The sequence below is a fragment of the Cellulomonas humilata genome (assembly GCF_013359775.1).
In the GTDB taxonomy this organism is placed as follows: Bacteria; Actinomycetota; Actinomycetes; order Actinomycetales; family Cellulomonadaceae; genus Cellulomonas; species Cellulomonas humilata.
The window spans coordinates 1-26,926 of record NZ_JABMCI010000035.1 but is presented as its reverse complement, the minus strand read 5'-3'; the positions used below and the strand labels follow the sequence as shown (position 1 = coordinate 26,926).

Here is a 26,926-nt window from a genome sequence, read left to right as displayed (position 1 = left end):
CCCGTAAGCGTGAATCCACACTCTTGGAGGTTTGTGCGGTCCTGCAGCTGGTGGTCGCGGACGGTCGTTCTCAGCGCGGCGTGGATCGAGTGGACCGTGGGTGAAGCGGTCGGATTGTTGTGCCGCGCGCTTGCGCGACCCTTTCGCCGGTTCCGAGTGGGAAGGCCGCTCGTACCGGCAAACCTCCGAGGCCGGGAGGGTGGTGGCCGCGCCAGACCTCCACCCGCCAGGGCGGCGTCCGCAATCGGCAACCCAGCGAGACGCCGCTCCGGCAGCAAGCCCTGCTATGCGGACAGTTCAGGATCGAGGCGCACTAGTTGTTCGTTGAAGCGCTCACGGAGGTGCCGGGCTGCTTGCGCTCCGGCGCTGGCTTCCGTGGCGTTGATCGCGTCGTCCTGCAGTTGCTCGGAGTAGGGCTCGACCAGGAGTCCGAGAGTCGCCGTGTGGAGAGCGTCGCGGGGTCGACCGGCGTCGAGCTGGAGTCGGGCGAGGACGTGGGCGGCGTCGGCGATGGTGGAGATCATCTGTTGGATGTCGTGATCAGCCCAGGTGTAGTCGGCGCCGCCGATGCCGAGGAACGGCCGGTCGCGCACGAGCTCGAGCGCTGAACTGAGGGCGTCGATGCGCTCGGTATCCGGGCCATTGAGTGCTCGGGTCAGGCGTCGCTGGAACTGGAGCCAGTCCGTGGATGCTCCTGGTCCCAGGGCAAATGTTGACTCGCCCTCGAGGCGAGGTAGAACGTCCTCTCCGACGCGACCACGCGTCCGATAGATGAGTGCGTTGCGTGTCGTGGGGGCCACGCGTGCTCCGGCCCAGAGCACTTCGTCTAGTGCGGGTCCGGACGCTGGTCCGCGCAGCGCGAGGTAGACGAGAAGCTCCTGCATGCGCGGACTCAGTGGTGCACGGGGATTGGTGAGCCCGGTTATCTGGATCGGGCCGAGCACGTTGATGTGGAGCGTCGGTTCGGTGTCGCCGTCCGTCTCTACGACGTCAGGCTGACGTACCGCTGCCATCGCCGCGATGTCGGCCGTCGCATCGGGCTGCTGGTGGTGCGACGCGTCGAGCGAGGGAGGAAGAGACGTCAGGAGTAGGGAGCGCATCACCTCGAGTTGCTCAGGCGCGAGCCGTTGCGGCTGAACCTTGATGCCGAGTGGCGACAGCCTTGCTGTTCCACGGCTATCGAGTTCCAGCGTCCAGGCTCCGTCGACAGGTGCACGGGTGATGAGGATGGTGGCGGACCAAGGCGTGGCGGGAGCCGAGGCCCTAGGTTCGTGTTCGACATAGATGACGGGCAGCCAGGTGTCTTCGAGGAGGCGGTCGGAGCGGGCCTGGAGGGTGTCGTCGATCCCGGAGTCGGCGATGACGTCGGCGACCTGCCTGGTGTGTCGAGAGCGCGCGGGACCAGGGTCGTCGGTGGTGTGCAGGCGGACGAAGTCGAACGCCTCCGCGAGCTGGGTGAACCGTTCGTCGGCTTCAACGCAAAGCTGGCCGGAGAGGTCGCTCGTCGCCAGTTCCACAACCATGGCGCGCAGCACGGCTTCGGCTTGCTCGTGGTCGCCCACGATCGCCAGAGTTCCGGCCGCTTCGAGGTTGAGGATGAGGGTGGCGTCCTCGGTGTGCCCGAGGGTGACGAGTGCGGGGTAGGGGACGCACAGCTCGCTGTCCTCGATCGGCGCTTCTGCTGCGATGTCGGACGTGGTGGCGCTCCAGGTGCGCGCGCCGCGAGTGGTGAACGGCGCGACTGGCTCGGCGTCGTCCTCGAGCAGGTGCAGGGTCACGGTGTGCTCGTCGAGGGTGAGCGCGCCCATGCGGGGCAGGTCACGTTCTGCTTGGTAGCAGCGGCATCCGAGGTTGGTCAGCGCGGTCTGGATGTGGGGGATGGTGACGGGGGTTGGGGCCGAGCGCAGTGCTCTTTCGGTGCTCGCTTCGGGCGACCCCGGTTCGGGCAGCGGTATCGACTCGCCGACGCGGCGGGCACGGCGTTGCAGGTGCCGACGGCGGGTGATCTCGCCGATCACGCCGGCCGCGGCGAGGGCGGTGAACCCGGCGAAGTACGAAGCGGGGTTGGTGTTGCGCTCGGCGTGCACTCCGGAGGGTCGCGGCTCGGCGGTCTTCGGGACAGGTATGACCGCCGCCTCTCGCTCAGGCCCGGGCTGCGGGGTCACCTCTGTGAGCGACTCGCTAGGAGAGGGCGCGACATCCTCGACGAGAGCCGGCGCCGGTGACGGCGCGGCCGAAGGGGCGGGGGCGGTCAGGCTCGGCTCATTGCTGGCGCCGGGCAGGATGATGTGCCAGCCGGCGTGGATCAGGTTCGGGTCGGTCATGGTCGCCCCGTCGGGTTGGGTTCGGCCGAGGTTGAGGGCGGCGAGTTCGGTGAAGCGTCCGCCGTCACCGAGGTGCTGGCCTGCGATGCTCCACAGGGAGTCCCCGGGTTGCACGATGACCGTCGTTGAGGATGGTTCGGGTGTCGTGGGTGCGTCGGGTGCTGGTGTGCCGGTGGCGTCGGCGGGCAGGAGCAGGGTCCAGCCCGGGTAGATCCAGTCGGCATCCTGCAGGGCGCGCCCGTCCACCTGGGGTCGTCCGAGGTTGAGGTCGCGGATCTCCGCGAAGCGGGTTCCTGATCCGAGGTGACGCTCGGCGAGGTCCCACAGGGTGTCGCCGCGCTGCACGGTGACGGACGGCGTGCGTTGGGGGGCCGCTGGTGGCGTTGTGGCGTGGTCCGTCATCGCCGGGTCATTGGCTTGAACGAGGTCGGGCGTGACGCGGGGCGTCATTGCTTGCTGGGTGCGGCTCGTCATCGGGGCGTCGTCGTCCGCCCGCTGCGCGGAGGCGACGGTGAAGGACGCGGCTGCTGCGGGTGATGCTCCGGCGGTGGTCGACGTGAGGGTGACGAGGAGCGCCGCGGTGGTCAGGAGCCCGGACGCCGCACGTTGCGCCGTCCCGAGCAGCGGGATCGACGGCGCCGTCATTCGTCGCATACCGGCGACGACTTCGATGACGACGCTGAGGGTGAACGCGGCCCAGGCGACCCAGCCGATGACGGCCAGCGTCGCGAAGAGGAGCGATCCGTCATCGGGAGACGTCAGGGCATCCCCGAGCTCGCCGAGGGTCGGGACGGCGTCGGGCAGATGGACCGGTGCCAGGCCGATCAGCGCGATCGGTGCGCCCACGACGAAGAGGACCAGGACGACGGCAGCCCCCAGAGCGCGAAGCAGGTCAGCGGCCCGGTGGGTGCGGGTGCGGGTTGTGGTCATGTGCCACCTCCGGTGATGCCTTCGATGAGTGAGGCTTCGGCGTGCCCGGTCACGGTCAGGTTGGTGATGCCGATGAGGGAGAGGAACGCGGTCGGGGCTGTCGCGGTGACGGTGACGACCAGGCGGGTCCGGTCGTCACTGACCGTCACGGTCCCGTCCCGCCCGCTCTGGCGTAGGTACGTGGTCGCGGCGGCGACGGCGATGCTGCGGTCCACTCGCACGCCGGATCCGGCGATGGCGCCGGGCAGGTCGAGGGCTTGCCCGCCTGCGCGGGCGGCTTCGGCGGCGATCGAGTCGGCGCGTTGGGTGGCGCGCAGCTTCGCGCCACCGTCTGCCACGAGGCCGATCAGGAGAAGGAGTCCGAGCACGCTGATCGCGACGAACACGGTGACCGAGCCCGACTCCGGGTCGGTCGGTGCGGGTGTTCGTAGGCGGTGGATGAGGGCGTTCATCGGGTGCGGTACCTGTCCAGTGGTGAGGTCGCCTGCGCGGTGATCGTGCGTGCGCCGGGCAGTCCGGGGACCGCGAGGTCGGCGATGCTCACGGTGCAGCTGACGGTCGCGGTCACGATTCCGTCCTGACCGATACGGGTCGAGAAACCGGAGGTGTCCACGTCGACAGTGGTTGCGGCACAGGCCGTCGTCGCCAACTCGCGGGCGGCCGCGGCGACAGCCGCCGCCCGAGCCGCGTCGGGGGTGCGGGCGAGTGACGCGTCGCGGGCGGCCGACCTGGCCGCCTGCTCGACACTGCTCGCCGAGGTCTGGATCCGCCCGGCGAGCACGAGGGCACCAAGCAACAGGATCAGGACCGGGGTGAGGATCGCGAGCTCGACGGTGATCGATCCACGCTCGTCGGCACGCAGCCACGACCAATTCATGGGGCGCCTGCCGTGGTGAAGCGTTCCAGCGGGCCGTCGGCCGACTGCGTCACCCGGATCCCCGCTGCACCAGGAAGCACCGACAATGACCGCCCGGATACGACGACCTGCACGTGTTCGGGGCCAGGGATAGACGCGACCGCGGTCGCCTCGGTCAGGGTGTCGGCACCGTGGTCACGGATGAACGCCAGCGCGGTCTCCCGGCCTGCCTCGGGGCTAGCGCCGTAGGAGCGAGCGATCGCGACGCCCTCTTGGGCTGCGGCCAGTGCGAGGGATCGGGCGTGGAACCAGAGGGCGTACTGGATCATCGCGGTGATCAGCAACAGAAGGGCTGGGAAGAGGATGACCAGTTCGATGCTGGCCGATCCGGTGTCCCGATGGTCACGCATGGTCAGGTGATCTGGTCGACGCGGCGCTGCACTGCCGCGGTGACGGCAACGACGAGGACCCCGGCGACGGCGATCAGGCCCAGGATGATGATGACGAGCTCGAGGGTGGACGCTCCGGCGTCGCCGCCGGAGTGGTCGCGAATCCGGTGTCGGGCGCTGGTGATGTAGCCGTTGAGGAAGGTCAGCATCACGAGGGTGTCCATGTCGTTCTCCGATCGTCAGGGCGTTCAGCTCAGAAGGATCCGCACGAAGGCGGGGTAGCCGAGCAGGGCCATGAAGCACAGGCCGAGCAAGGAGACGGGCACAACCATGTGTTCGGAGGCGGCGTTGGCCTTCGCGGTCGCGGTGGTGAGCAGCTGCGTGCGCAGTGACGAGGCACGGGCGCGGAGCGTGGCGTAGACGGCGGCGCCGTCCTGACCGGCGATGCGCATGATGTCGGCCACGTCGCCGAGCTCGGTGACGCCCGTGGTCTGAGCGAGGTGGTTCAGTCCGGTCCAGGAGGGTTCGCCGGCCAGCTCGGCACGCAGGAGTGCGTCGCGGATGCGAGCGAACTCGGCGGATCCGCCGATGGCGGCTGCGCGGTCGAGAGCTTCGGTGGGTCCGGCGTCGGCGATGCGCTCCATCGCGACCAACTCGAGGAATACGCATGTTGCCGCGCGCATGGATGCCCGGGCCGCGGCTGCCTCGGTACGCAGGTTGAGGTCCGGGAGCATGAAGAGCACGCCACCCAGGGCCAGCCCCGCGACAGCAGGAACGGCGAGCGGCAGCTGTGTGCCGCCGGCAAGAGGGAGTGCGGACAGCATGGCCGGGAAGAGCAGTCCGATGAGTCCGTACCCGATCTTGCGGGCGGCGAGGTCCTCGGGCTGCTGGGCAAGCATGTGCAGGTCGGCGGCGTAGCGGCGCAGCCCGAACGTCTGCACAGCCTGGGGCAGCACCGTTCGCCCGGCAGCGCCCCACCGCCCCGCGAAGCGGGTCGGGTCGCTGGCGCGACTCCCACCCGCGGAGGGAAGAAGCCTCTCGACCGCCGCTGCGAGGTCGGGGCGGGCTGGTGCGAGCCCGGCCGCGATGACGACGAGTCCGGCGCCGACCATCGCCCCGACGAGCAGCACAACCCACACCGTCATAACGCGCCCCCGGATTCAGGCGCAGTCAGGAACCGGGGCACCGGCGGGGTCAGGGTCAGCGCCCGAACCCACAGCAGGCACCCGGCGAATGCGGCCGCGATCGCCGCGAGAACGAGCTGGCCCAGCCCGTCCCCGTAGGGCTGCAGAAAGGAACCGTTCAGCATCAACAACCCGGCGACGCCGAGCGTGATGAGCGTGACCAGGCGGGCGGTGGAACGGGGTCGCGCACGTTCGGCTTCGACCTTGCGCCGCGCACCCACCTCATCAGCCACGGACCCAGCCACAGCCGTGAGCGCACCGCTCAGCCCGGGTCCTCGGCGCCGGGACGCGAGCAGCAGGGACGCGACGACGAAGTCGCCAGCCGCGTCGTTCAGGTCAGAGGCGAACGCCCGCAGCGCCTGGTCGGTCGGCCAGCGTGCGGAGATCCGCGCCACCAACGCACCCACTTCTTTGGTCAGTTGTGGCGGGCAGGTGCTGGCCGAGACGAGAAGGCCCTGCTCGAGGCCAACGCCTGTGGCCAGCACATCGGCGAGGCGCCGGGTCCATTCTTCGATGGCCTCGACCCGGTCGATCGCTCGGGCCGCGACCTTCGCCGACCCAAGCAGGTAGGGCAGACCGACGACCGCCGCGAGCACGATCACGGCGGCCACGGGCCAGCGGGTGATCGCCCAGGCAAGCAGTCCGGCTGCAGCGGCGACCAGCCACCGCCACCGTCCCCACCAGCCCTCCACGGGGCGGCTCCGAGGGTGCTTGGGCTTCGGCTGTGCGGGCTGCGAGCGACGCAGCCCCATCGCCGCGACGAGCACGCCGCCGACCACGAGCGCGCCGATGAGGGCAGCGAGCATCGGGGTCATCGCCGTCCTCCGTCCCGCAGGTCTGCCCACGTGCCAGCTCGGTAGTCCAGCAGCGACGGGTCGAACCCGGCCCGCGCCAGATCGGGGAGGCATTGCGCGCGATGCTGGGGTACTGCACGCCCGTCGGGGCCGGGGCCGAACACCGTGGTGGTCGCCGGCCGGTTGCCCTCACCGAGGCCGGCGATCTCCACGACCTGAGACACGAACCGCTGTCGGCGCCCGCCTGTCGCTGTCTCGTCGACGAGCTCGATATGGACGAACAGGTCGACCGACCCGGCCAGGAGCCGGTAGGCGAATGCGTCGGTCATCGAGACCCCCGCCGACAGGCACAGAGTGACTATCCGGTCGACGGCGTGCTGGGCTGAGCGTGAGTGCAGTGTGCACAGCGATCCGTCCCCCGTCGACATCGCCTCGAGCATCGGCAGGACCTCGGGGCCGCGGACCTCGCCGACGATGATTCGCCGCAGGTTCAGCCGCAGCGCATCTACGACGAGATCCGACAAGGTGATCTCTCCTGCCCGCCGGCCGGCGGTGTCCTTCTCAGCGGACCCTTCCCGCGCTTCCAGAGCGACCACGCGGGGGTGGCGATCGGGGAGGTCGTGCAGGTGGAGCTCGTACTCCTTCTCGATGGTGGCGAACCGCTCCATCGGGGCGAACTCGTTGGCCAAGGCGCGGATCAAGGTCGTCTTGCCCGCGTTCTGCAACCCGGTGACCACGATGTTCTTGCCCGCTCGGACGGCCGCCCGCAGGAACTGCGCGAGCACGGTGTCGAGGGTGCCCAGGTCGATGAGGTCGTCGAGGTCGATGTCGCGGACCCGGTGGCGACGGATCACGACATGGGGCTTCGGGGTCGTCCACGCCACCGCCGCGAGCCGTGACCCGTCCTCGAGTCGCAGATGCAGGGCCGGGTGGGCAGAGGAGAAGGTTCGCTCGGCGTTGCCAGTGCGGGCGGCGAGCAGCTGCAGGATCTCGATGAGCTCGGAGTCTGAGTCCGCGACGGGCGGGACGCGTTCGTCACGGCCGTCGGCGTAGGACACCCAGACGCTGTCGTGCCCGTCGACCTCGATGTTCTCCACGGTCGGGTCGTCGATCAGCGGCTGGAGACGGCCCAACCCGAAGAGCGCGGCCATCACAGCGCGTGAGGTGACCATCTCCAGATCGATCGACCACGGGTCTTCCCCGCGACGCACCCGTTCCCGTCCACGCTCAGACAACTCCGCCGCGACAAGGGAACGGGCCAGCTCGCGTCGGGCGTCGGGGGAGTCGACGTGCTGCGCCTGGAGGCGTTCGGCCAGGCGATCCGCGACAGCCCGGCGTACCTCCCGAACGATCACCAGATCGGGTGCGGGCAGCACAGGGCCGGTGGCGGTACCCAGGTGAATTCCCGACGGGCCGAACCCGTTCGACCGGGTGTGCGGAACCCACTCTCGGGTGGACTCGCCGAGGCCGGTCACGAGAGCACCGCCGGCCGGGGGTCTGGTGCGAGTTGCGAGAGGCGCTCGACGACGCTGCGCGCCGAGCGCAGCAGGGGTGAGCGGTCGAAGCGCCACCCGCTGGCGACGCCAGAACTGAGGGCGGTTGCTGCCCAATCGTCGCGCGCCACCGACAGGGTGCTCGACACGTCAAGAGCTTCGCTGATCTCGGCGGGGGAGTAGCCGCCACCGATCACGAGCGCCACGGGAGCCACTCGACCCGAGCGAGCTGCGCGCAACGCGCGCACGGCTGCCGCGGCCGGCACTACTGAGGCGAGATCACCGCGCAGGACGACGGCGACGAGGTCGGCCTCGTCGATCATGGGTGTGGGCTCGTACCGGTGACCCAGCCGCCCGATGTCGACCACCACGTCGACGCCGAGCTGGCCGAGCTCGCGGGCTGCCTCTCGGAGCGCGTTCCAGGTGCCGGCCAGTGGCCGGCCCTGCAGCGGTTCGGCGATGCCGGGGACGACCATCCGTGCGGAGTTCGCGTCGAGCGCCACGGCGCACTCGACGACGTACTCGGCGGTCACCGGTGCCCGTCGCGCGGCGATCGCGAGGATCCCCACCGTGTGTGCCACTCCAGCCTGAAAAAGTCCGGTGAGCAGCCCCGACCCGGCGGGATCCGCGTCCACGAGCAGAACGCGGCGACTGGGATGGGCGAGTGGCCACGACCACGCCATCGCGAGCGCCGTAGTCGTTGCCCCAGGTGCGCCGTGCGCGGAGCACACCGCGAGCATGCTCACTTCGACTCCTCGGCGGGGAGCACGACGATGGCGAACCGGCCGGTCGCGGCCCGGGTAGCGAGGGCCCGCCCGTCCGCGGCGTCGGCGACCAGATCTGCCACGATGAGGCCGTTGATGTCCGGTACTCCCACCCGCGCGACCGTGGCCCGGAACGACTGGGGCGTGCCGACCACCGGATCGGCGCCCTGAGGTGGAGCATCGACGACCAGCACGTCCTCACCCGCCGCCAGCCCGCCCGCTGGCACCCGTTCTACCGTCAGTGGCAGCGGGACCAGTACTTCCCCAGGTCCCACGATGCCGTCCGACGTGACGTCTGACCGAGCAAGGAGCGACCCTTCCGACAGCGCGCGTCCGGCGATCTGACCGACGACGTCGCGAGCCTCACTGGCAGGGACAGTTGGCACGGTCGAGTCGACTGAGACGGCCGTCGTCGTCAGGTCGTCGGCGGTGATCGTCGCCCCGTAGGGAACGTCTCGTGCCAGTGCGACCACGTCGGTGCGGTGTCCCGTACTGGAGACCAACCAGACGGCCGCGAGGGCACCGATCACCACCATCGCGATACCCGCGATCACGAACGCCGGACGGCGCCTCCCCCGAGGAGGGGCAACGTTCGGAGCCCGCAGCTCGGCGCGTGCCGGCGATCCATTGAGCTTGGTCGTCTCACTCGTTGCCGTCATGGCAACCTCCCCCTGCAGGCGGGCGCGCCGCCGGTAACTACTCCTGGGTGATGAGCACCTGCATCTCGCCGATGCGCACGCTCGCCGTCGACTGCCGTGTGACCGTCAGTGCACCCGAGGCGCCACCGCCGGTCCACGTCACGTCCCACGTCGTCGTTGCGGTGACCGGGAATGCCTCATGGGCCTGCCCGGCAGAGGACTGCTCGTAGATGTGCTGGCACGTAGGCGACGTGACTCCGCCCGTGTAGTACGGCGTGCCAGCGTTCTTGCAAGTCTCAGTACGTCCGTCGCCCATGTCCCAGACGATCTGCCGGGCCTGCGCCGTGGCCGTCACGGACAACCCCGGGACCGAGGCGGTCGCCGAGTTCGGGCCCCACGTCGTCGGACCGACCTCGGTCCACAACCACAACGGAACCCCGACCAAGCCCATCTCGTCGCCCTCGATCGTCATCCGGATCGCCGGCCCGGTCAGACCGAGGTGCGCTACCGCCTCCTGCGCCAGCTGAGCGGGCGAGACGGCCGTGCTGCCGTAACCGGGCGGCTCGGTTGGGGCCCACACCCAACCGTCGGTCCCGCCTGGATGGGTGGCGGCGCACGAGACCGCGTAGATGGCGCCTTCCGGATAGCGCCCTCCCCAGATGACGTCGGTCTCGGCCGGCTGGTGCTCGAGCTTGCGCCAGTAGCAGTCGTCGCCGTCGTTGAACCACCCCAGTGGCCCCTGGCACGGGACCTCCCTGCCGGTGCTCGACACAGTGCAGTGACGGACCGAACTGCCCACCCCGCCGGGGTCGGTCGGAGTGCCGGGCTGACCCGGGTTCTGGACTTCGATCACGCAGAACGTCGTGTTGGGTGCACAGGTCACTCCGCCGGGCATCCCGCCGACGCTGGTGCCGAGGATGGCAAGACCGACGAGAGCCGTCAGCACGGCGCACTCCGGTCGACGTTGGAGGTTCGGATCGTCCAATGGTCGACGTAGAAGTAGGCGGTCGACGTGGTCAGCAGCTTCTGTGCCTGACCCGGCGCCGCGGCCGACTCGCCAGTCGACGTGTACACGGGCTGCCAGTTCGTGCCGTCGACGCAATCGGTGATCGTGGCGGTGCCTTCGCTCCCGACGACGATGTTCGAGACGGTCGGCGTCAGAACCGGTCGGCCGTTGACGTGGATAGCTGAGTCGCGGAACGTGAAGACGCTTGAGGCTACGTCGGCGAATGCCTTGTCGACGGCGAACTGCTCGAGCTCTGGACCCGGGTCCTTCGTCGGATCGGCGAACGCCGCCACCTTCGCGTCCCAGTAGCCCTGGTACGCCTCGAGAATCGCGGCCTCCGCCGCAGCGATCGTCGGGTCGACCGACGGGGTGGAACTTGGTGTCAGGGTCGGCGCGACAGAGGAGTTCGACGGCTTGGGCGTCTGAGTCTGGTCGGGCTCCGTGCACGCGCCGAGAAGGGTCGCGACGACGATCAGCCCTGCGGCAGTCGCGGCCCCCTTGGTGATCTGTCGACTTCTCATCGGCAAACACCCGCCCCTGTGCGGCGCCCGCTCACGCGAGAACCGCTCGACGACAGCGTCGGAACGCCCATTGGACACCCAGACGAGTCAACTGCGCACCCCCTTCTGTGCGCGCACTTCGTGACTCTGACATCGCCCATACATGCAGGTATGCACGATATGGAGCAAGACGCGTGCCGTCACCGTGTGATCTGTGGACAGACTTCAGCGTGGAGCGTGCTGTTGATGAGCCTGGGTGGCAACAGCACGTTCAGCAGCCAGGACGGGCGAGCGATGGTTGCGGACGCGAGTCGACCGGAGGGCCGCGAGCATCGCCGGAGAGCGGCTAGCTCCGGGACCCTCGGTGATGATCCTGGCGAACAAACCGCGCCACGACGTCGTCCCCCGCAGAACAACGCAGAGCCGGCGGGCTTGCCACGGAGGAACGCCGAGCGTGGTCGCCATCCTTCGCCATCCAAGGGCTCCGCTACGCGGATCCGTGGCCGCGTCGGGGAGCTCGGTCACGGCCGCGACTATTCGCACCGCATCCTGCTTCGACCAACCGACGTCGACCAGGGCGTGTCCAGCCGATGCGATGACGTCGTCTAGATCGACCGACTCCGCAGGCGAAAGTAGGGCCGTCGAGTCCCACCCGGTTGTCCTGAGAGAGTCGAGACTCACCGGCGCGAGCGTCCGTCGGTCGGCGTGGGCGGCCCAGACTTCCAACGCGCGGCGCTCGTCCTTTCCATACCTCGCCGACAGGACCTCGCCCAGTGCCGCGCGCTGGGCGGCGCGCCAGATGACGCCCCATGGAGACTTCGCGTCGCGCAGCCCGGGTCGCGTCATCGCGATCCACGCTGCCTGCCACGCCGACGCTTCGCCCTGAGAGGCGGCCAGCCCGCGCAGCCCGGCATCGATTGCGAGCGGACGGGCGAGGTCGACACGGACGAACTGCAGCAGTTGCGTCCCCGTCGGACCGTCCCACCCTTCTTGGTCAATCGACTCCAGCATGCGCAGGAGGCACGCCTTCGTTCGCCTAACCGGCTCGGCCTGCTCGCCGGGATCGCTCTTGTTGGCCGTCATCATCGCCTCCGATGTCCTGGATCACCGGCGACGTTCCTCACGAGCGATAGACATGGCGATGACGACCCGGACGGGGTGGCGACGTCACCGTCGCGTCAGCGGACGCAGCAGCTCTGCTTCCGCGCGGCGTACCCGTTACTGCGGCGTCATCGCGATGTAGAGCGCAGTAAGTGCCGAGGTCAGGCAGCCCGTCATCAAGCGGTCTATCGGAAGGGAGGACCGTTGGCATCCCAGCACGAACGAGGAGGTCCGCAGATGTCCGCACCCACGCAACTCGTCCGCGTAGCTGCTGCGAGCAGTCGTCGCGGTCGGAAGGCGACCGTGGAGGAGCACGTCATCAACGTGAGCATGGAGCCCGATGACCGCATCCTGCTGACGGTCGTCGAGGCCGCCAGGCGCCTCGGCGTTGGCCGCAGCCTCATGTACGAGCTCCTTGGATCCGGCCAGGTTGAGTCCATCCATATCGGCCGACTCCACAAGGTGCCAATCGACGCACTCGAGACGTTCGTCGCTAGGACCCGCGCAGATTCCAGACCGAGCAGTACAGGCGCTACCGCCTCCACGCAACGGCGCGCTGACGGAACGGATAGGTAGTCCCGCAGCGGCGCGGGTCGAATCTCTCAAGTCGGCGGTCGTCCGTGGCGATGCAGAGCCATGAGGACAAGGGCTGCGAGTCTCGCGCTAGCGGTGTGTGCAGTGCTGCTCGCCGGATGCGAGGAAAGCCCTGTCGACGAGCCAACCCCGGCCCCCGTGGTTGAGGAGACCGTCGCGGCGCCGGAGCCGATCCAGACCCAGCCGGCCGAGGCCGAGCCGGTCCCAGTCGTCGAGCTGCCGGCTGAGGCTCCTGCAGCCGAAGAGCCTGCGCCCGTTGTGCCTCCGGTGCCGGCGGCCGACCCGCAGTTCGGGACATGCAAGGAAGCGGTCGCAGCCGGTTACGGGAACTACTCGCAGGGCGTCGACCCGGAGTACGACTGGTACCAGGACCGCGACGGCGACGGCGTGGTCTGCGAGAGCTAGGGGCGGTAGGTGGTCGCGGCAGCAAGGCCGGGTGCATGGCTGCTATCGAGCGGGTCTCGACCGAATCGACTCGAACGCAGCCAGCGCCTTGTCATCCGCGTCCGGCAGCGTGTGCAGGTACTTCTGAGTCGTCATGATCTGCGCGTGTCCCATCCGCTCCATCACGGACTTGAGGTCCGCGCCGCCCGCTAGTAGCCACGAAGCGTGCGCGTGTCGCAGGTCGTGCATCCGGACGTTGAAGTCCACGCCGGATCGCTGGACGGCGGGTCGCCAGTAGCGCGTGTTGAAGGTCGCACGCGACAACGGCTGCCCCCCGGCGATCTCCCGAGATGGGAAGAGCAGGTCGTCCCGCCCGAGCCCGAGCTCCGCGATCCGCTCGGCCAGAACGTCCAAGAGGTCCTGCGATACACGCAGCGTTCGCGACACGTCGTTCTTCGGGTACGGCTTCACGATCATCCGCTCGCCGGTCGGCGAGTCCTTCCGCGACACCTCGACGATGGTCTCCTCAACGGTCACGGTCTTGCGCAAGAAGTTGAGGTGTCGGGGCCGCAGCGCGACGAGCTCGCCCCACCGGAGGCCGGTTTCGATGTCCGTCATGACGAGCGCTCGAAACCGCGACGGGATCTCGTCAAGCACCGAGGCGAACTCCTCGGGCGTGAGGGTGCGCCCCTTCCTCGCGACGACCTTCGGCAGCTCGGTGTCCTCGCACGGGTTGAATGCGAGCAGGCGGTCGCGCACAGCGCGGGCGAAGACCGAGTGCAGCATCACGTGATACTTGCCGATCGACCTCGGGGACAAGCCCTTGTCGACGGCGACGCTGATCCACGCCTGCACGGTCGACGGCATGATCCGCGAGATGGGCATGGCCCCGAAGAACGGTACGAAGTGGTTTCGAAGGTAGGAGAGATAGCCGGCTCGCGTCGTCACCTCGAGATGCCGGGCCGGCAGCCAGACGTCCATGGCGTACTCGGCAAACGTGATCCGACCGGCGCGCGGGTCGATCCACGAGCCGTCCGCGACAGAGCCTTCTGCCTTCGTGGCTGCACGCAAGGCGGTTCGCTCCGTCGTGAACGTGCCGACGGTCTGCTTGAGCCCGAACGGGTCGCGATACCGCCCTTGGTACCGGGTTGATCCGTCGTCCGCGAGCCGCTCGGTCACCCACGCCATGGCCACCCCGATGTGGGCAGAATGTGGGCAGACGTTGCCGGACGACCCCGACCCTGGACGGACGTCGTCGAACAAGAAAAGGCATCTGACCTGCACGGATGCATTCTTGCATCCTACGTGATCTGCGGCGCTACCACCCTTGCGCCCGGCTCATAACCCAGAGGTCGCAGGTTCAAATCCTGCCCCCGCTACACAGAAGACGAAGGCCCGGACCTGATGGTCCGGGCCTTCGTCATGTGGCCGATCGACCGTCGGCGGAGACGGGTCCGCGTCCGAGCTCACCCGCCGTCGTCTGGAGGTTCCGGGGCGCCCTCGCGTTCATCGCGCTCGGCCCAGCGCAGCAGCGGCGCCAGGTCGAACACCGCGTCATCGATCCCGGCATGGAGATCGCCGAGCTCGGCATAGCGTGCGGGGACCGTGCGCAGCGTGCAGTCGCGGGGATCGACGTCGTCGATCTCGTCCCAGCGCAGAGGCGTCGAGACGGTGGCCTCCGGTGTTCCGCGCACCGAGTAGGCCGAGGCGATCGTGTGGTCGCGGGCGTTCTGGTTGTAGTCGACGAACACGAGCGAGGGGTCCCGGTCGCGCCGCCACCACGTGGTGGTGACGTCTCCCGGTGCTCGGCGCTCCACCTCCCGCGCGAAGGCGAGCGCTGCTCGTCTCACGTCCGCGAACTCGTGCTCGGGCGCGATCCGGACGTAGACGTGCAGGCCTGAGCCGCCCGAGGTCTTCGGCCAGCCGACTGCGCCCAGCTCGTCCAGGACCTCCCGAGCCACGTGCGCTACTCGCCGCACCCGGTCGAAGGGGCAGTCCGGCATCGGGTCCAGGTCGATGCGCCACTCGTCAGGGTGCTCGGTGGCGGCCCGGCGACTGTTCCACGGGTGGAACTCGACGGTCGACATCTGCACCGCCCAGATCACGTGGGCCAGCTCGGTCACGCACAGCTCGTCGGCCGTGCGGCCGTAGCGCGGGAAGTAGACCTCTACCGTCTCCATCCACGGCGGTGCGCCCCGCGGCAGCCGCTTCTGGTGCACCTTCTCCCCGGCGACGCCCGTCGGGTAGCGGTGCAGCATGCACGGGCGTTCCCGCAGCGCGCGCACGATCCCGTCACCCACGGCGAGGTAGTAGTGGGCGAGGTCGAGCTTGGTCGCCCCGCTGGCGGGGAAGTAGACGCGGTCGGGGTTGGAGATCCGCACGGTGCGGGACCCGACCTCGAGCTCCACGGCGGGTGAGTGTTCCGGGGCCATGACCCATTCAAGCGTGCTGCGTGCCTCCGCGGCCGCAGGTCGGTCCCCACCGAAGCCGGAGCGGCTGCACAACCGGAAGCGGAGTTCCACATCCGCTTCGTGCTACGGTCCCAGCATGGCTTCCTCACCTTCGCCCGCGCCGACGATGCGTTCGGATGCTGCGTTCAACCGGCAGCGCGTCCTCATCGCAGGCGCCCGCCTGCTCTCCGAGCAGGGCGTCGAAGCGACCCTGAACGACGTCGCCCACGCCGCGGGGGTGGGCGTCGCGACCGTCTATCGGAACTTCCCCAACCGCGACGCTCTGCTGGATGCCCTGTTCCAGGCAAAGCTCGACCAGCTGATCGAGCTCGCCGACCACGCCGCGGGCATCGGCGACGCGCCGGCGGCGTTCGACACGTACCTGTACTCGGTCATGGAGGCTCACGCCACGGACAGGGGAGTGGTGCCGGTGCTCATGCGCGCGAACCAGAGCGCGCGGTTCGCCGAGGAGCTCGCCGCCCAGCTGGGCCCGAGAGTCCAGCCGCTGATCGTGTCCGCACAGGCTGCGGGCTCCCTGCGCGACGGGTTCACGATCCAGGACCTGTGCCTGCTGTCAGCGATGGTCGGCTCGGTCGCCGACCTGACCCGCGACACCCAGCCGGCGCTCTGGGAGAGATACGCGCAGATGCTCATCGACGGCACGCGACCACCGGCCTAGGCCCTCCACAGCCACCACGCATCCACTGACTACAGGAAGCAGTACGAGATGGACATCAACGGCAAGGTCGTCCTCGTCACCGGAGCGTCCTCAGGGATCGGCGCCGCCACCGCCCGCGCGGCCGCCGCGGCGGGCGCGAAGGTGGTGCTGGTCGCGCGGCGTGAGGACCGCATCACCGCTCTCGCCGGTGAGCTCGGGGACGTGGCGATCGCCGTCCGCGCGGACGTCACCGACGCGGCGCAGGTGCGTCACGCGGTCGACACCGCAGTCGAAGCGTTCGGTGGGATCGACGTGCTGATCAACAACGCCGGACAGGCGATGACGGGAGCGATCGCGGACGTCGACGTGGAGGACTTCCGCGCGATCGTCGACCTGAACATGGTCGCACCTCTGATCGTCATGCAGGCGTCCATCCCCGTGCTGCGTGAGCAGGGCGAGAGCGCCATCGTCAACGTCAGCTCCGGCGTGACACTGATGGCCGTTCCCGGCTCCGCGACGTACTCGTCGAGCAAGTCGGGCCTGAACCAGCTGTCCGCGGTCGCCCGCAACGAGCTCAAGGATGACGGCATCACGGTCTCCACGATCTACCCGTTCGTGACCGACACCGAGCTCTACGAGAACATGCGGGGCGCCGCACCTCACGAGGAGAGCTCCGGATGGCGGCCCACCCCCCACACCGCCGAGCACGTCGCTGAGGGAATCCTCGCCCTCATCACGAGCGGTGACGCCGAGCTCAGCCTCCTGCCCGCCGAGTGGGACCACTGACCACGACGAGGAGCCCTGGACTTCCGTCACGCGCTCACGAATCGCTGGTCCGAGCCGATGAGGTCCTGTGACGCCTCCTTTCGGACGCGGCCGATCAGGGAGCCCCCATGCAGTCGAGCACCTCGGCGAGTCCCCGTGCGCACACCGCGGGCGACGGCTCCTGCGACCTCTCCGCCGAGCTCGCGCGCATCCTCGACGATCGTGCCGTCACGGTGCGGTTCCACCCGGTGATCGAGCTCGCCACCGGCGACGTCGTGGGGCTGAAGGCCTCCGCGCACGGCCCGGACGGCTCGCCGTTGCACCTGCCGGCGGACCTGTTCGCGGCCGCTGCTGTCGACGGCCGGACCGGGGAGCTCGACTGGGTGTGCCGGGCCATGGCCTTCCGCGCCTTCCTCGCGGCCGAGCTTCCTCCCTCGATGTCGCTGTTCGTCACGATGGAGCCCGAGGCGCTCGCGGTCCCGTGCCCGCTCGACCTGGCGGGCATCGTGTCGGTCGCCGAGTCACGGCTGCGGGTCTTCGTCGGGATCAACGAGCGCGAGCTGGCCCTCGACCCCGGCGGGCTCCTCGCCGCCGCCGACCGCGCCGTCAACGTCGGGTGGGGCATCGCGATCGAGGACGTGGGGGCGAGTCGCGCGCCGCTCGCCCTGCTCCCGGTGGTCGGTGCCGACCTGATCACCCTCGACCTGCGCCTCCTGGTCCAGCGCACCGACGACGACGCCGCGGCCATCACCCTCGCCGTGCTTCAGCAGGTCGAGCTCACGGGAGCGGCGCTGCTGGTCGAGGGCGTGGAGAGCGAGGCCGACCTCCAGTGGGCGCGCGCGCTCGGCGCGACGTACGGCCGCGGCTCCCATCTCGGCGACGCGACCGCGATCACGGAGCGTCTCCCCGCGCCGCGGACGGTCGTGCCGATGCTCGCGCGCGCCGACGTGGACGCGCCGTTCGCCTCGCCGTTCGACCTCGTGGCCGACGCCCCGAACCGGCGGGCGTCGGAGGCGAACCTGAGCCGGCTCATGCAGGCGGTCTACCGGACCGCACTGACCCCGGGCGCAGCGCCCGTGATCCTCGCGGGTGGCGGACGCAGCGACCAGCCCGACGAGTCGTCGGCGGAGGGTTTTCCCGCGCCCGCGACGATGCCGCTGCTCCTCGTGCTGTTCGGCACCGGCCTGCCGCAGGAGCCGCTGCCGGGGTTGCGCGGGGTCCGGGTGCGCCGTGACGACCCGTTGGCCGCCGACCGCTTCCTCATCGTGCTCAGCGAGGCGGGCGCGTTCGCGGTGCTCGCCCGGTCCGACCGTGCAGACCCGGGCCGTGAGGTGGAGATCGTGCTCACGCAGGACCCCGACCTCGTGCACTCCATGGCCCGGCAGCTGATCCGCCGGATCCCCTCGTCGGGTGGCTCGAACGACGCCCTGCCCGGGCCCGAGACTCCCGCGTCGGGGCCGGAGGTGACCGTCGACGGGCACGCACCCGACGGTGACGCTGCTCCGGGCCGTGGCGGATGGCGGTCCCGGCTCGGCCGGCGGGTCTAGGCGCGCTAGGTTTCGGTTCCGGACGAAGGCCGTCCGGAACCAGTCCGGAACCAGAGGCTTCGCATGAGCGGCGACCAGAACCCCACGGCCCGCGCACTGCTGACGCTCGGGCTCATCCAGGCCAGCCCCGGCATCACCGCCGACCGGCTGGCCGACAGGCTCGGCGTCTCGGACCGCGCCGCGCGACGCTACGTCGCCACTCTGCGCGAGGCGGAGATCCCCATCGAGTCGGTGCGCGGACCGTACGGGGGCTACCGGATCGGCCGGGGGCTGCGGCCGCCGCCGCTCATGCTCACGGCGGCCGAGGCGTTGGCGCTGGTCATGGCGGTGCTGGACGGGCACCACGACGCCGACGACCCGGAGCAGCCGGTGGGTACCGCCCTGAGCAAGATCGTGCGGTCGCTGCCTGCGGCGGTGGCCGGTCCCGTGCAGGCGGTCCGGGAGACCACCGCGCCGGCCCCCGACCGCGGAGCTGCCCGGCCGGACCCGACGACGGCGACGACGCTGGTGCAGGCCTGCTCCGCCCATCGGCGCGTCCGGGTGGCGTACCGGTCGGAGGGCGGCAACGCGTGGCAGACCGTGGTGGACCCGTGGGCGGTGGTCGTGCGGCACGGCCGCTGGTACCTGCTGTGCCACTCGCTGTCGTCCGACGCCCGCCGCGCGTACCGGGTGGACCGGGTCGAGGGCGTCGAGCTGCTCGACGAGACGTTCACGCCGCCCGAGGACCTCGACCCGGTGGCGGAGCTCGAGGCGCACCTGGCCGTCGGCTGGGAGTACGAGGTCGAGGTGCTCCTGCAGGTGCCGGCGCACCGGGCGCAGCAGTGGCTGCCGCACGACCTGGGCCGGGTGGAGCCGGTCGACGGGTCGACGTCGCGGCTGGTGGGGTCGACGAGCAACCCGCCCTGGTACGCGGAGAGGCTCGCGGTGATCCCAGTCGACTTCCGGGTGCTCGGCGGCCCCGAGCTGCGCGCGTGCGTGCGCACCCTCGGCCGGCGCATGCTCGCGGCGACCGACGAGGTCAGCTCCGCCTGATCCAGGTGAGCGGGGAGCCGGAGACCGGGCGCCAGTCGTTCGGCGGGTCCTCGCCGACGCGACCGTCGACCACCTCGCGCAGCAGGTCGGCGTGCCCGGTGTGCCGGCCGTACTCCTCGATCAGGTCGAAGAGCAGGCGGCGCAGGCTGGCATGGTTCCCGCGGTCGTCGCCGTCGTTGACGTCCTGGTCCAGGCCGCCCTCGGCCAGCGCGGCGTCGAGCCGGGCACGCGACCGTGCGACGGCGTCGTCCCATGCCGCGTAGAGCTGCTCGGGCGTGTCGTGCACGGCCGAGAGGATCTCGGTCTCGTTCTCTGCCCAGCTCGCGGGGTCCCACATCGGTCCGGGGTGCTGCCCGGCGAGCTTCCAGCTGAACGTGGTGTCCTCGACCGCGGCGAGGTGCTTCAGGAGCCCGCCGAGGGTGAGGGCCGAGGCCCCCACGTGCTGGGCGAGGCCGGCGCTGTCGAGGCCGTCGGCCTTCCAGCGGAACGTCGTGCGCAGCCGGTCGAGCGCGCCGACGAGGTGGTCGAGCTCGGTGCTTGCGAGGGGCGGTTCCCAGGGGATCGTCGTCGTCATGCTCCCGACCGTAGGACCGGTTCCGGACGTTCTGCGTCCGGATGAGCGGCGAGACAGGGAGCGTCCGCCAGGTGAGATGCCTTGACAGCATGTGGACGTCGTCTCACACTCGTCGCATGCCCGTCGCCCGGCCCGTGCCCGTGACCCCGCTCCACGCGGGATCCGTCGCCGTGCCCTCGATGCGCCGGTGTCTCTGTCGAATGTGTCGCTGACGACCCAGTCGTCGCGGTCCCCGCAGCTCTGACGAGCTCGCCAGGGGGACCCCCGTGCCGCACCGCGGCGCAGCCCGTGATCGAACGTTCCAGGTCAACCCTGCGGCGTCGGTCCCGGACCACCCGGACACACCTCGCGAGACCACCGATGGAGCAGACCGTGCCGAACCGCACCCGCATCAACCTGTTGCCGATCCAGGAGGCCGTCGCCGCGGCCTCGCCCAGCGCCTGGCGCGACGGGCTGGTGGCAGCCCAGGAGCCCGGCACGATCACCGTGGCCCTGCTGGACGGCGGCGTGTCCGTGCTGGCGACCAGCGCGGTGCCCGCGACGGGCGAGCCCGTCGCTGTGCACCTGGTCGCGGAGGTCGTCGCCCTCGGCGGTGCGTGGTACTCCGCGCGCCCCGTCGTCAGCTAGACATCGAGGCCATCGCCGAGCGGCACGCCTCGACCATGGCCGTGCACGCCGACGCGCAGATGCGGCAGTGCTCGGACATCTCGGCGTGCATCATGCACTCGGCCGCGCAGGCCTCGCCCATGGTCATGCAGGCCGTCATCATCGAGGTCATGCAGCCCATGTCGTAGCCGTTCGGGCGCATCATCATCCGCATCATCGTCATGGCGACGTCCGCGGTGTTCATGCACATGGACGCACATCGGCCCATGTTCTCGGCGCCGTCGGCGTCCGCGCACATCGTCGCGGCCATCGACGCCGCGGAGCACGCCTCGATGCACCCCTGCATCATCGACATGTCCATGCCCGTGGTCTCCGCCATCGGCATGGACTTCATCATGTCGGCCATCATGCTCATCGTCGTTCGCCCCTCGTGGTCGCCCGGTCACTGATCCGGACGACGCTACGCCGGGCACCCGCCGCCCGCCATGGTCTGCGGTGCGGCTTCTCTGGTGCAGCAGGTGCGCCGACGCGCCTCAGATCCGGAACTGGCCGACGAGGCTGCGCAGCTCTCCGCTCACCCGCGCCAGGTCCGCGCCGGCGGCCTCGCTCTCGACGACCGCGACCGAGGTCTGGGTCGCCGCGGCCGCGACGTCGACGATCGTGGAGGCGATCTCGCTCGAGCCGGCCGCCACCTCGGTCACCGAACGACTCATCTCCTGCGTCACGGAGGTCTGCTCCTCGATCGCACTGGCGACGGTGGTCTGGTAGTCGTTGATCCGGCGCACGACATCGCCGATCTCGCCGATCCCCGCGACTGCACCCGCGGTGTCGGCCTGGATGGCCTCGATGCGTGCGGTGATGTCCCCGGTGGCCTGTGCGGTCTTGCGCGCGAGCTCCTTGACCTCGTTCGCGACGACGGCGAACCCCCTGCCCGCGTCGCCCGCGCGAGCTGCCTCGATGGTGGCGTTGAGGGCGAGCAGGTTGGTCTGCTCAGCGACGGACGTGATGACCTTGACCACCTCGCCGACCTCAAGGCTCGAGGCCCCGAGGCGTGCGACCAGGAGGGTCGTGGCCTCGGTGACCTCGACGGCGTGCAGGGTGACCCGGGAGGCCTCACCCGTGCTGTGGGCGATCTCGCGGATGGACGAGCCCATCTGCTCGGCGCCGGTGGACACCGACTGCACCTCCCGGGAGACCTCCTCCGCCGCCGCCGCGACCACCTCCGCCTGGCTCGAGGAGCTCAGGGCGTTCCGCTCGATCCGCGCGTTGGCGCCGGTCAGCTCGGTCGAGACGACACCGAGCTCGTCGGCGCTCGCGGCGACGCGACGCACCACACCGTGCAGGTCGTCCATGAACGAGTTGAACGCGGTCGCCAGGGCGCCGATCTCGTCGTCGTGCTCGATCCCGACGCGCGCGGTCAGATCACCGTCGACCTCCTCGATCTGCCGACGCAGCCGCCCGATCGGTGCGAGCACGCCGCGAGAGAACATCACCCACAGGGCGCCCAGGACGAGCAGCGTCAGCGCCAGCACGGAGCCGGCGACGCGCTGCAGGGTCTGCTGATGGGCCTGCACCGCGGCGAGCTGCACACTCGTCGTCGCGTCCACCTCGGCCTGGACGGCGTCGAGGTCGGCTCCGATGGCGTCGCTGACCTCGACGTTGCGGGTCGTGACCGAGGCGGCCGCAGCCGTGAAGTCGCCTGTCAGCACCTGGTCGTGACCCTCGGCGAAGAAGGCGTCGTAGCCGTTGATCGAGGCGCGCAGCTCGGCGAAGACCGGGGCGAGGTCGGTTCCTGACGCCAGTGCGTCCGCCGTGTCGAGCTCAGCCTCGAGCGCGGCCGACCACTCCACAGCCTGGTCGTACGTCGTGTTCCACAGGTCATAGCCCTCGTCGCCGCCCGTGGCCGCGACCAGCACGTACATGTTGTTGGCGCCGTCGTAGGCGAAGAAGTCGCTGCGCATGTGGGACACGGCGGTCTGCATCGCACTCGTGTACGCGCGGAAGTCGGTCACGGTGGCGGCGGAGCTCGTCGCCTGCTGCAGCACGAACCCGTCCACCCCCGCCAGGACGATCGTCAACGCACCTAGCGCCGCAGCGCTCTTCCGGCCGAGGCTGGAGCTCACGTGGAATGGCTTTCTCGTCTGCGACTGCTTCCCGACTGGCGCAGGACTCGCCACGGTATGAGGCCCATCCGCCGCACGAGCATGGGGTCATCTGCCCGCCTGATCGGCAGGCGACGCACGTGGTTGAGGGTTTCGACGGACGACTTCCGTCGTCGCGGTGACGGTCCGGGACTCAGCCGGGTGCGGGCAGGCTCGGTGACCGCCGCGCGCGGCCGGGGGAGACGCCGACCTCGCGTTTGTAGGCGCGGCTGAAGGACGCCTCGGAGTCGTACCCGAGCTCGGAGGCAACCTCGCGCACGGTGGCGCGGCCGTAGCCGAGCCGGTCGGCGGCGACGTGCATGCGGACCCGGGTGACGTACTGCATCGCGGGCTCGCCGACGACCTCCGTGAAGCGCGCGGAGAACGCGGACCGGGACATCGCGGCCTCGTGCGCCATCGTCGCGACGGTCCAGGGCCGACCCGGCGCGCGGTGCACGGCAGCGATCGCGGTGCCGAGCTGCGGATCGCGCAAGGCACCGAGCCAGCCGGTGGTGACCTGCTGGGCGTCCAGCCAGGCGCGGATCGACTGGATCACGAGGATGTCGGCCAGCCGGGTGGTGACGGCCTCGCCACCCGGCCGGGCGTGGGTCAGCTCCTCGGTGGTGAGGGCGAGCGTCGCCGCCATCCACGCCCCGCCCTGCTCGCCGTCGACGTGCACGACCGAGGGCAGCAGGTCCAGCAGGAGCCGGGACGAGGCCCCGTCGACCGAGAGCACGCCGCAGATCAGCTCCACCCTGGTTCCGGCGCCCCGGTGGCGCAGGACCGAGTAGTTCGGGCTGAGGAACTCCTGCGGCAGCTCGTCGACGCGGCCCAGCGACGGCACCCCCGGCGCGCTGCGCAACAGGTGGCCGCGTCCGTGCGGGACGAGCGCGAGGTCGCCCGGGACCAGCCGGACGGGCGGCGCTCCCTCGACCTCGACCCACGCCTCGCCGACGGTCACCACGTGGAAGCTCACGCAGTCGCCGAACGCGGGCATGTCGACCGCCCAGGGGCCGTCCGCCTCGGTGCGGCTGTAGAAGACGCCCGTGACGCGCAGGTGGTGCAAGGCCTCGCCGACGGGGTCGATCGGGGTCCACGGAAGATCGACGACGGTCACGAGACCTCCTGGATGATCTGCCATGAATTGGCGACGACTCATCATAGACCGTCCAGCATGCCGCTGGTGAGGTGGGAACCACAGGAATCCACACCGCACCGAAGGAGACAGATCATGAAGGTTCTCGTCGTCGGAGCGACGGGCGGCTCCGGCCGTGCCGCCGTCACCGAGCTGGTCAACCGTGGGCACGACGTCACCGCGCTCTCGCGCCACGCGTCGTCGCTGCCGGGGGTCCGGGGGATCGACGGAGACGCCACCGACGCCGCACTGGTCGGGAGGCTCGTCGAGGGCCAGGACGCCGTCGTCGTCACGCTGGGGATCAGCGAGAGCGCGGTCCGCGTGCGCCTGCGTGGCCCGTCGCGCACCCCGCTCGACATCCGCTCGCGGGGCACGCGCACGGTGCTGACCGCGATGCGTCGCCATGGGGTACGCCGGGTCGTCGTGCAGACGTCCTACGGCACCGGACCGACGAGCGTCGGCCTCCCGCTGGTCAACCGGCTGATCTTCGCGCTGCTGCTGCGCCCACAGATCGCGGACACGGAGCGGCAGGGCGCCGAGCTGCGCGCGAGCGGGCTCGACTGGGTCGAGGTCCAGCCGGTCACCCTCACCGACGAGCCGTGGGCGGGTCCGCCCGTGACCTCGACCGGCGGGGAGATCGAGGAGGTGCGCGTCTCGCGCGCGCAGGTCGGGTGGGTCCTCGCGGAGGCCGTCGAGGACGCGACCCTGGTCCGACAGGTTGTCGCCGTGTCGGCCGGTGCCCGGGTGCCGGCCGCCGTCAGGGGGTGAGCGACCAGGCCTGCCCGGCGCAGAGGTCGGTGCGGTCCCGTGCGGCACCGTGGCGGACCAGGACCGAGACGTCCTGGTCGGCCACCAGCCGCGCGGTCGTGAGCACGTGCCGGTCCCACGTCAGGTCGACGGTGAGCCCACCGCGCGCGCGCAGGCCGCGCACCGACCCGGAGGGCCACGACGCCGGCAGCGTCGGGAGGAGGTGGACCTCGCGCAGGCCGTCCGTCACGGCGTGCGACTGGAGCAGCAGCTCGGCGACGCCGGCCGTGAACCCGAAGTTCCCGTCGATCTGGAACGGGGGATGGGCGCAGAACAGGTTCGGGTAGACGCCTCCGCCGTGGTGGCCCGGACCGACCGGCCGCAGGAACGCGTCGATCATCGTGGCGGCGCCCGCGGGGTCGCGCAGGCGGGCTCGGAGGTTGAGCCGCCAGGCGAGGGACCATCCCGTCGACTCCGGCCCGCGCGCGTCGAGCGTGCCCAGCGCCCCGCGCGCCAGGTCCGGTGCTTGGTCGGGGTCGATCGACGTGCCCGGGTGCACACGGAACAGGTGGCTCTGGTGGCGGTGGGCGGGCTCGGCCTCGGGGACGTCGTCGCGCCACTCCGCCACCCGTCCGTCGCGGTCCACCCGCTCCACGGGAAGGCGGTCGAGGGCCGCCGACGCCTCCGCGACGAGGTCGGACGGGCCACCGAGCCGGACCACGTTCTCCAGCAGGTCGCGTGCCATCGCCAGGTCCGCGGTGGTCGACGTCGTCAGCGCGGCGGGCAGGCCGTCGGGGGCGACGAAGGTGTTCTCCGGCGAGGTCGAGGGGCGCGTGCCGAGGGTGCCGTCGGGGAGCTCGACCAGCCAGTCCAGGACGAAGCGCGCTGCGCCCAGCAGGACCGCCAGGTCGGGGGGCTCGCCGGTGAAGTCGTGGTGGTCGACCAGGTGCCGGGTGAGCCACACGCCGCCGAACGGCCAGAAGCTCCAGGACGGGTCGCTGGTGCCGTCGCCGACCGGTTCCGTGAACGCCCACGCGTCGGAGTTGTGGTGGGCGGTCCAGCCGCGCAGGCCGTAGAGCTCGGTGGCCGTGCGGGTGCCGGCCGTCGCCAGCTCGCCGATCCACCGCACGAGGGGCTCGTGGCACTCGGCGAGGTTGGTGCTCAGCGCCGGCCAGTAGTTCATCTGGGTGTTGATGTTGACCGTGTAGCTGCACGACCAGGGAGGCTGCACGGCGTCGTTCCAGATCCCCTGGAGCGTGAGCGGCAGCGTCCCGCGGCGTGAGCCCGCGACCATCAGGTACCGCCCGTAGTGGAACGCCAGCGCCGCCAGGCCGGGGTCGGGGTGCCCGGCTGCGTGCCGGCGCAGCCGCTCGTCCGTCGGCAGCCCGGACGCGGTGGACGCCCCGAGGTCGAGGGCCACCCGGTCGACGAGTCCGGCGTGGTCGGCGACGTGCTCGGCGCGCAGGGTCGAGAACCCTCGCGACGCGGCCGCGTCGGCCGTCGCCGTCGCCGCTGCGCGCAGCCGGGAGGCGTCGCCGTGCAGCGGTGCCGTGGCGCCGGCGTAGTCGGTCGCGGTGGCGACGACGAGGGTTGCCCAGGTGGCGTCGCGCAGCCGCAGGCCGTCCGGTCCGGCGTCGACCGTGCCGTCGGTCCGCACCGCGAGCGCCACCGCGGCCGTGACGCTCGCGCCCCGCGTCCGGTCGCGCAGGACCCGCGCGCGGGGCACGTAGTCGGGCGGCGAGTCGGACGGCATGCGCAGGGTGGCCGACCAGCGGGCGTCGCCGCCGACCGGCTCGTCCAGGGGGTGTGCCGAGGTGGTGCTCACGCGCACGTCGCCCGACCCGGCGGACCAGGTGCGGTGCAGCACCAGCACGGAGGCGGGGTGGCTGACGAAGGCCTCCTGCGTGCCCGACGTCCAGGAGTGCCCGGCGACCCCCTCGTCGAGGTGGAGCCACCGGGAGTAGCCGTCGAGCCCCGCGGGCGCGGCTTGCTCGATCCAGAGGTCGACGAGTGGCTGGTACGCCTGCCCGAAGCCGCCCTGGAGCCGCTGCACCTGACGACCGGCCTCGCGGACGTCCTCGCGCTCGAGCGCACCGCGCGCGGCGGCCAGGGCGGCCGGGCCGTCGGGCGCCGACCGGGATCGGGGGGAACCCGACCAGCACGTGTCGTCGTTGAGCTGGAGCCGCTCGACCGCGACGCCGCCGAAGACCATCGCGCCGATCCGCCCGTTCCCGAGCGGGAGGGCCTCGGTCCAGGCCGACGCCGGGGCGTCGTAGCGCAGGGTCGTCTCGGTCACGGGTCTCCAGGGCTGCCG

The 26,926-nt window shown here is 70.7% G+C and carries 28 protein-coding genes and 1 pseudogene; 8 read left to right on the top strand and 21 right to left on the bottom strand.

The annotated features are described in order from the left end of the window. Nucleotides 1–284: 284 nt before the first annotated feature. The 14 genes and pseudogenes from HP550_RS00970 to HP550_RS00910 form a co-directional block, all read right to left on the bottom strand. A complete protein-coding gene (locus HP550_RS00970) occupies nt 285–3,254 on the bottom strand; it encodes a LysM peptidoglycan-binding domain-containing protein (protein WP_175345731.1) in 2,970 nt (989 codons plus the stop codon). Continuing rightward, nucleotides 3,251–3,640 (bottom strand): pilus assembly protein TadG-related protein, encoded by a 390-nt coding sequence (locus HP550_RS00965; protein WP_210767507.1) that lies wholly within the window; start codon nt 3,638–3,640, stop codon nt 3,251–3,253. Before HP550_RS00965 ends, HP550_RS00970 begins: the two co-directional genes overlap by 4 nt. A gap of 62 nt (nt 3,641–3,702) precedes the next feature. Next, complete coding sequence (locus tag HP550_RS00960) at nt 3,703–4,131, bottom strand: TadE/TadG family type IV pilus assembly protein (RefSeq protein WP_175345729.1); 429 nt, start codon at nt 4,129–4,131, stop codon at nt 3,703–3,705. Further along, nucleotides 4,128–4,520 (bottom strand): TadE/TadG family type IV pilus assembly protein, encoded by a 393-nt coding sequence (locus HP550_RS00955; protein WP_210767506.1) that lies wholly within the window; start codon nt 4,518–4,520, stop codon nt 4,128–4,130. Before HP550_RS00955 ends, HP550_RS00960 begins: the two co-directional genes overlap by 4 nt. A 2-nt stretch (nt 4,521–4,522) precedes the next feature. Further along, nucleotides 4,523–4,723, bottom strand: coding sequence for a hypothetical protein (locus tag HP550_RS00950; protein WP_175345728.1), 201 nt, complete (start codon nt 4,721–4,723; stop codon nt 4,523–4,525). A 24-nt stretch (nt 4,724–4,747) separates the two neighbouring features. Further along, the gene (locus HP550_RS00945; RefSeq protein ID WP_175345727.1) at nt 4,748–5,644 is read right to left on the bottom strand and encodes a type II secretion system F family protein; all 897 of its coding nucleotides are present in this window, start codon (nt 5,642–5,644) and stop codon (nt 4,748–4,750) included. Further along, nucleotides 5,641–6,498 carry a type II secretion system F family protein gene (locus HP550_RS00940; protein ID WP_175345726.1) on the bottom strand — a complete coding sequence of 286 codons (858 nt, stop codon included), beginning with the start codon at nt 6,496–6,498 and terminating at the stop codon, nt 5,641–5,643. The genes HP550_RS00945 and HP550_RS00940 overlap by 4 nt, the downstream gene beginning before the upstream one ends. Next, nucleotides 6,495–7,649, bottom strand: a complete 1,155-nt coding sequence (locus HP550_RS00935; RefSeq protein WP_210767505.1) for a TadA family conjugal transfer-associated ATPase — start codon at nt 7,647–7,649, stop codon at nt 6,495–6,497. Before HP550_RS00935 ends, HP550_RS00940 begins: the two co-directional genes overlap by 4 nt. 299 nt (nt 7,650–7,948) lie before the next feature. After that, on the bottom strand, nt 7,949–8,551 hold the full coding sequence (locus HP550_RS00930; RefSeq protein ID WP_175345725.1) for a hypothetical protein: 603 nt from the start codon (nt 8,549–8,551) through the stop codon (nt 7,949–7,951). A 161-nt stretch (nt 8,552–8,712) separates the two neighbouring features. After that, on the bottom strand, nt 8,713–8,961 hold the full coding sequence (locus HP550_RS22040) for a hypothetical protein (RefSeq protein ID WP_246280364.1): 249 nt from the start codon (nt 8,959–8,961) through the stop codon (nt 8,713–8,715). Nucleotides 8,962–9,036: 75 nt separating this feature from the next. Further along, nucleotides 9,037–9,270: pseudogene (locus HP550_RS23185) on the bottom strand (SAF domain-containing protein); the annotation flags it as partial. Between the two features lie 160 nt (nt 9,271–9,430). Next, the gene (locus HP550_RS00920; RefSeq protein ID WP_175345723.1) at nt 9,431–10,318 is read right to left on the bottom strand and encodes a hypothetical protein; all 888 of its coding nucleotides are present in this window, start codon (nt 10,316–10,318) and stop codon (nt 9,431–9,433) included. After that, nucleotides 10,312–10,671, bottom strand: coding sequence for a hypothetical protein (locus HP550_RS21885; RefSeq protein ID WP_210767504.1), 360 nt, complete (start codon nt 10,669–10,671; stop codon nt 10,312–10,314). The genes HP550_RS00920 and HP550_RS21885 overlap by 7 nt, the downstream gene beginning before the upstream one ends. Nucleotides 10,672–11,103: 432 nt before the next feature. After that, nucleotides 11,104–11,961, bottom strand: a complete 858-nt coding sequence (locus HP550_RS00910; protein ID WP_175345721.1) for a hypothetical protein — start codon at nt 11,959–11,961, stop codon at nt 11,104–11,106. 255 nt (nt 11,962–12,216) lie between these two features. Here HP550_RS00910 and HP550_RS00905 point away from each other — a divergent pair, with 255 nt between their 5' ends. Both HP550_RS00905 and HP550_RS21880 read left to right on the top strand, forming a co-directional pair. Next, on the top strand, nt 12,217–12,555 hold the full coding sequence (locus HP550_RS00905) for an excisionase family DNA-binding protein (protein WP_210767503.1): 339 nt from the start codon (nt 12,217–12,219) through the stop codon (nt 12,553–12,555). Between the two features lie 156 nt (nt 12,556–12,711). Continuing rightward, entirely contained in the window at nt 12,712–12,978 is a 267-nt protein-coding gene (locus HP550_RS21880) for an excalibur calcium-binding domain-containing protein (RefSeq protein ID WP_210767502.1), read from the top strand. Between the two features lie 42 nt (nt 12,979–13,020). On the opposite strand, the gene HP550_RS00895 is transcribed toward HP550_RS21880, so the two are convergent. Both HP550_RS00895 and ligD read right to left on the bottom strand, forming a co-directional pair. Continuing rightward, the gene (locus HP550_RS00895) at nt 13,021–14,145 is read right to left on the bottom strand and encodes a tyrosine-type recombinase/integrase (RefSeq protein WP_175345720.1); all 1,125 of its coding nucleotides are present in this window, start codon (nt 14,143–14,145) and stop codon (nt 13,021–13,023) included. Nucleotides 14,146–14,423: 278 nt separating this feature from the next. Beyond that, entirely contained in the window at nt 14,424–15,389 is a 966-nt protein-coding gene (ligD, locus tag HP550_RS00890; RefSeq protein ID WP_175345719.1) for a non-homologous end-joining DNA ligase, read from the bottom strand. Nucleotides 15,390–15,504: 115 nt separating this feature from the next. Between ligD and HP550_RS00885 the strand changes: the two genes are divergently transcribed. The 4 genes from HP550_RS00885 to HP550_RS00870 all read left to right on the top strand — a co-directional run bounded on the left by HP550_RS00885 (nt 15,505) and on the right by HP550_RS00870 (nt 19,409). Continuing rightward, a complete protein-coding gene (locus tag HP550_RS00885) occupies nt 15,505–16,086 on the top strand; it encodes a TetR/AcrR family transcriptional regulator (protein WP_175345718.1) in 582 nt (193 codons plus the stop codon). A 48-nt stretch (nt 16,087–16,134) separates the two neighbouring features. After that, a complete protein-coding gene (locus HP550_RS00880) occupies nt 16,135–16,851 on the top strand; it encodes an SDR family oxidoreductase (RefSeq protein WP_175345717.1) in 717 nt (238 codons plus the stop codon). A gap of 107 nt (nt 16,852–16,958) precedes the next feature. Continuing rightward, nucleotides 16,959–18,377: an EAL domain-containing protein gene (locus HP550_RS00875; protein ID WP_175345716.1), complete on the top strand. Its 1,419-nt coding sequence runs from the start codon at nt 16,959–16,961 to the stop codon at nt 18,375–18,377. Nucleotides 18,378–18,440: 63 nt separating this feature from the next. Beyond that, nucleotides 18,441–19,409, top strand: coding sequence for a helix-turn-helix transcriptional regulator (locus HP550_RS00870; protein ID WP_175345715.1), 969 nt, complete (start codon nt 18,441–18,443; stop codon nt 19,407–19,409). Here HP550_RS00870 and HP550_RS00865 read toward each other — a convergent pair. Beyond that, nucleotides 19,396–19,983 carry a mycothiol transferase gene (locus HP550_RS00865; protein ID WP_175345714.1) on the bottom strand — a complete coding sequence of 196 codons (588 nt, stop codon included), beginning with the start codon at nt 19,981–19,983 and terminating at the stop codon, nt 19,396–19,398. The genes HP550_RS00870 and HP550_RS00865 overlap by 14 nt on opposite strands. A gap of 372 nt (nt 19,984–20,355) precedes the next feature. Here HP550_RS00865 and HP550_RS00860 point away from each other — a divergent pair, with 372 nt between their 5' ends. Next, the gene (locus HP550_RS00860; protein ID WP_343047890.1) at nt 20,356–20,610 is read left to right on the top strand and encodes a nuclease; all 255 of its coding nucleotides are present in this window, start codon (nt 20,356–20,358) and stop codon (nt 20,608–20,610) included. Here HP550_RS00860 and HP550_RS00855 read toward each other — a convergent pair. From HP550_RS00855 to HP550_RS00845, 3 genes are all read right to left on the bottom strand, one after another. After that, complete coding sequence (locus HP550_RS00855) at nt 20,603–21,004, bottom strand: four-helix bundle copper-binding protein (RefSeq protein WP_175345712.1); 402 nt, start codon at nt 21,002–21,004, stop codon at nt 20,603–20,605. The genes HP550_RS00860 and HP550_RS00855 overlap by 8 nt on opposite strands. Before the next feature lie 118 nt (nt 21,005–21,122). Continuing rightward, nucleotides 21,123–22,667 (bottom strand): methyl-accepting chemotaxis protein, encoded by a 1,545-nt coding sequence (locus tag HP550_RS00850; RefSeq protein ID WP_175345711.1) that lies wholly within the window; start codon nt 22,665–22,667, stop codon nt 21,123–21,125. 217 nt (nt 22,668–22,884) lie between these two features. Continuing rightward, the gene (locus tag HP550_RS00845) at nt 22,885–23,871 is read right to left on the bottom strand and encodes an AraC family transcriptional regulator (protein ID WP_175345710.1); all 987 of its coding nucleotides are present in this window, start codon (nt 23,869–23,871) and stop codon (nt 22,885–22,887) included. 90 nt (nt 23,872–23,961) lie between these two features. On the opposite strand from HP550_RS00845, the gene HP550_RS00840 reads away from it, so the two are divergent. Further along, nucleotides 23,962–24,633 (top strand): NAD(P)-dependent oxidoreductase, encoded by a 672-nt coding sequence (locus HP550_RS00840; RefSeq protein WP_175345709.1) that lies wholly within the window; start codon nt 23,962–23,964, stop codon nt 24,631–24,633. Here the strand turns inward: HP550_RS00840 and HP550_RS00835 are convergent. Further along, a complete protein-coding gene (locus HP550_RS00835; protein WP_175345708.1) occupies nt 24,623–26,908 on the bottom strand; it encodes a glycosyl hydrolase family 95 catalytic domain-containing protein in 2,286 nt (761 codons plus the stop codon). The two genes, HP550_RS00840 and HP550_RS00835, sit on opposite strands and share 11 nt — an antisense overlap. Between the last annotated feature and the right edge of the window lie 18 nt (nt 26,909–26,926).

What these genes read in the sequence shown, in the direction of transcription:
- HP550_RS00970 (WP_175345731.1), bottom strand. Translation starts at nt 3,254, where the DNA reads ATGACCACAACCCGCACCCGCACCCACCGGGCCGCTGACCTGCTTCGC.
- HP550_RS00960 (WP_175345729.1), bottom strand. Translation starts at nt 4,131, where the DNA reads ATGAATTGGTCGTGGCTGCGTGCCGACGAGCGTGGATCGATCACCGTC.
- HP550_RS00955 (WP_210767506.1), bottom strand. Translation starts at nt 4,520, where the DNA reads ATGCGTGACCATCGGGACACCGGATCGGCCAGCATCGAACTGGTCATC.
- HP550_RS00950 (WP_175345728.1), bottom strand. Translation starts at nt 4,723, where the DNA reads ATGGACACCCTCGTGATGCTGACCTTCCTCAACGGCTACATCACCAGC.
- HP550_RS00945 (WP_175345727.1), bottom strand. Translation starts at nt 5,644, where the DNA reads ATGACGGTGTGGGTTGTGCTGCTCGTCGGGGCGATGGTCGGCGCCGGA.
- HP550_RS00940 (WP_175345726.1), bottom strand. Translation starts at nt 6,498, where the DNA reads ATGACCCCGATGCTCGCTGCCCTCATCGGCGCGCTCGTGGTCGGCGGC.
- HP550_RS00935 (WP_210767505.1), bottom strand. Translation starts at nt 7,649, where the DNA reads ATGGTCACCTCACGCGCTGTGATGGCCGCGCTCTTCGGGTTGGGCCGT.
- HP550_RS00910 (WP_175345721.1), bottom strand. Translation starts at nt 11,961, where the DNA reads ATGACGGCCAACAAGAGCGATCCCGGCGAGCAGGCCGAGCCGGTTAGG.
- HP550_RS00905 (WP_210767503.1), top strand. Translation starts at nt 12,217, where the DNA reads ATGTCCGCACCCACGCAACTCGTCCGCGTAGCTGCTGCGAGCAGTCGT.
- HP550_RS00895 (WP_175345720.1), bottom strand. Translation starts at nt 14,145, where the DNA reads ATGGCGTGGGTGACCGAGCGGCTCGCGGACGACGGATCAACCCGGTAC.
- ligD (WP_175345719.1), bottom strand. Translation starts at nt 15,389, where the DNA reads ATGGCCCCGGAACACTCACCCGCCGTGGAGCTCGAGGTCGGGTCCCGC.
- HP550_RS00885 (WP_175345718.1), top strand. Translation starts at nt 15,505, where the DNA reads ATGGCTTCCTCACCTTCGCCCGCGCCGACGATGCGTTCGGATGCTGCG.
- HP550_RS00880 (WP_175345717.1), top strand. Translation starts at nt 16,135, where the DNA reads ATGGACATCAACGGCAAGGTCGTCCTCGTCACCGGAGCGTCCTCAGGG.
- HP550_RS00875 (WP_175345716.1), top strand. Translation starts at nt 16,959, where the DNA reads ATGCAGTCGAGCACCTCGGCGAGTCCCCGTGCGCACACCGCGGGCGAC.
- HP550_RS00870 (WP_175345715.1), top strand. Translation starts at nt 18,441, where the DNA reads ATGAGCGGCGACCAGAACCCCACGGCCCGCGCACTGCTGACGCTCGGG.
- HP550_RS00865 (WP_175345714.1), bottom strand. Translation starts at nt 19,983, where the DNA reads ATGACGACGACGATCCCCTGGGAACCGCCCCTCGCAAGCACCGAGCTC.
- HP550_RS00855 (WP_175345712.1), bottom strand. Translation starts at nt 21,004, where the DNA reads ATGAGCATGATGGCCGACATGATGAAGTCCATGCCGATGGCGGAGACC.
- HP550_RS00845 (WP_175345710.1), bottom strand. Translation starts at nt 23,871, where the DNA reads ATGGCAGATCATCCAGGAGGTCTCGTGACCGTCGTCGATCTTCCGTGG.
- HP550_RS00840 (WP_175345709.1), top strand. Translation starts at nt 23,962, where the DNA reads ATGAAGGTTCTCGTCGTCGGAGCGACGGGCGGCTCCGGCCGTGCCGCC.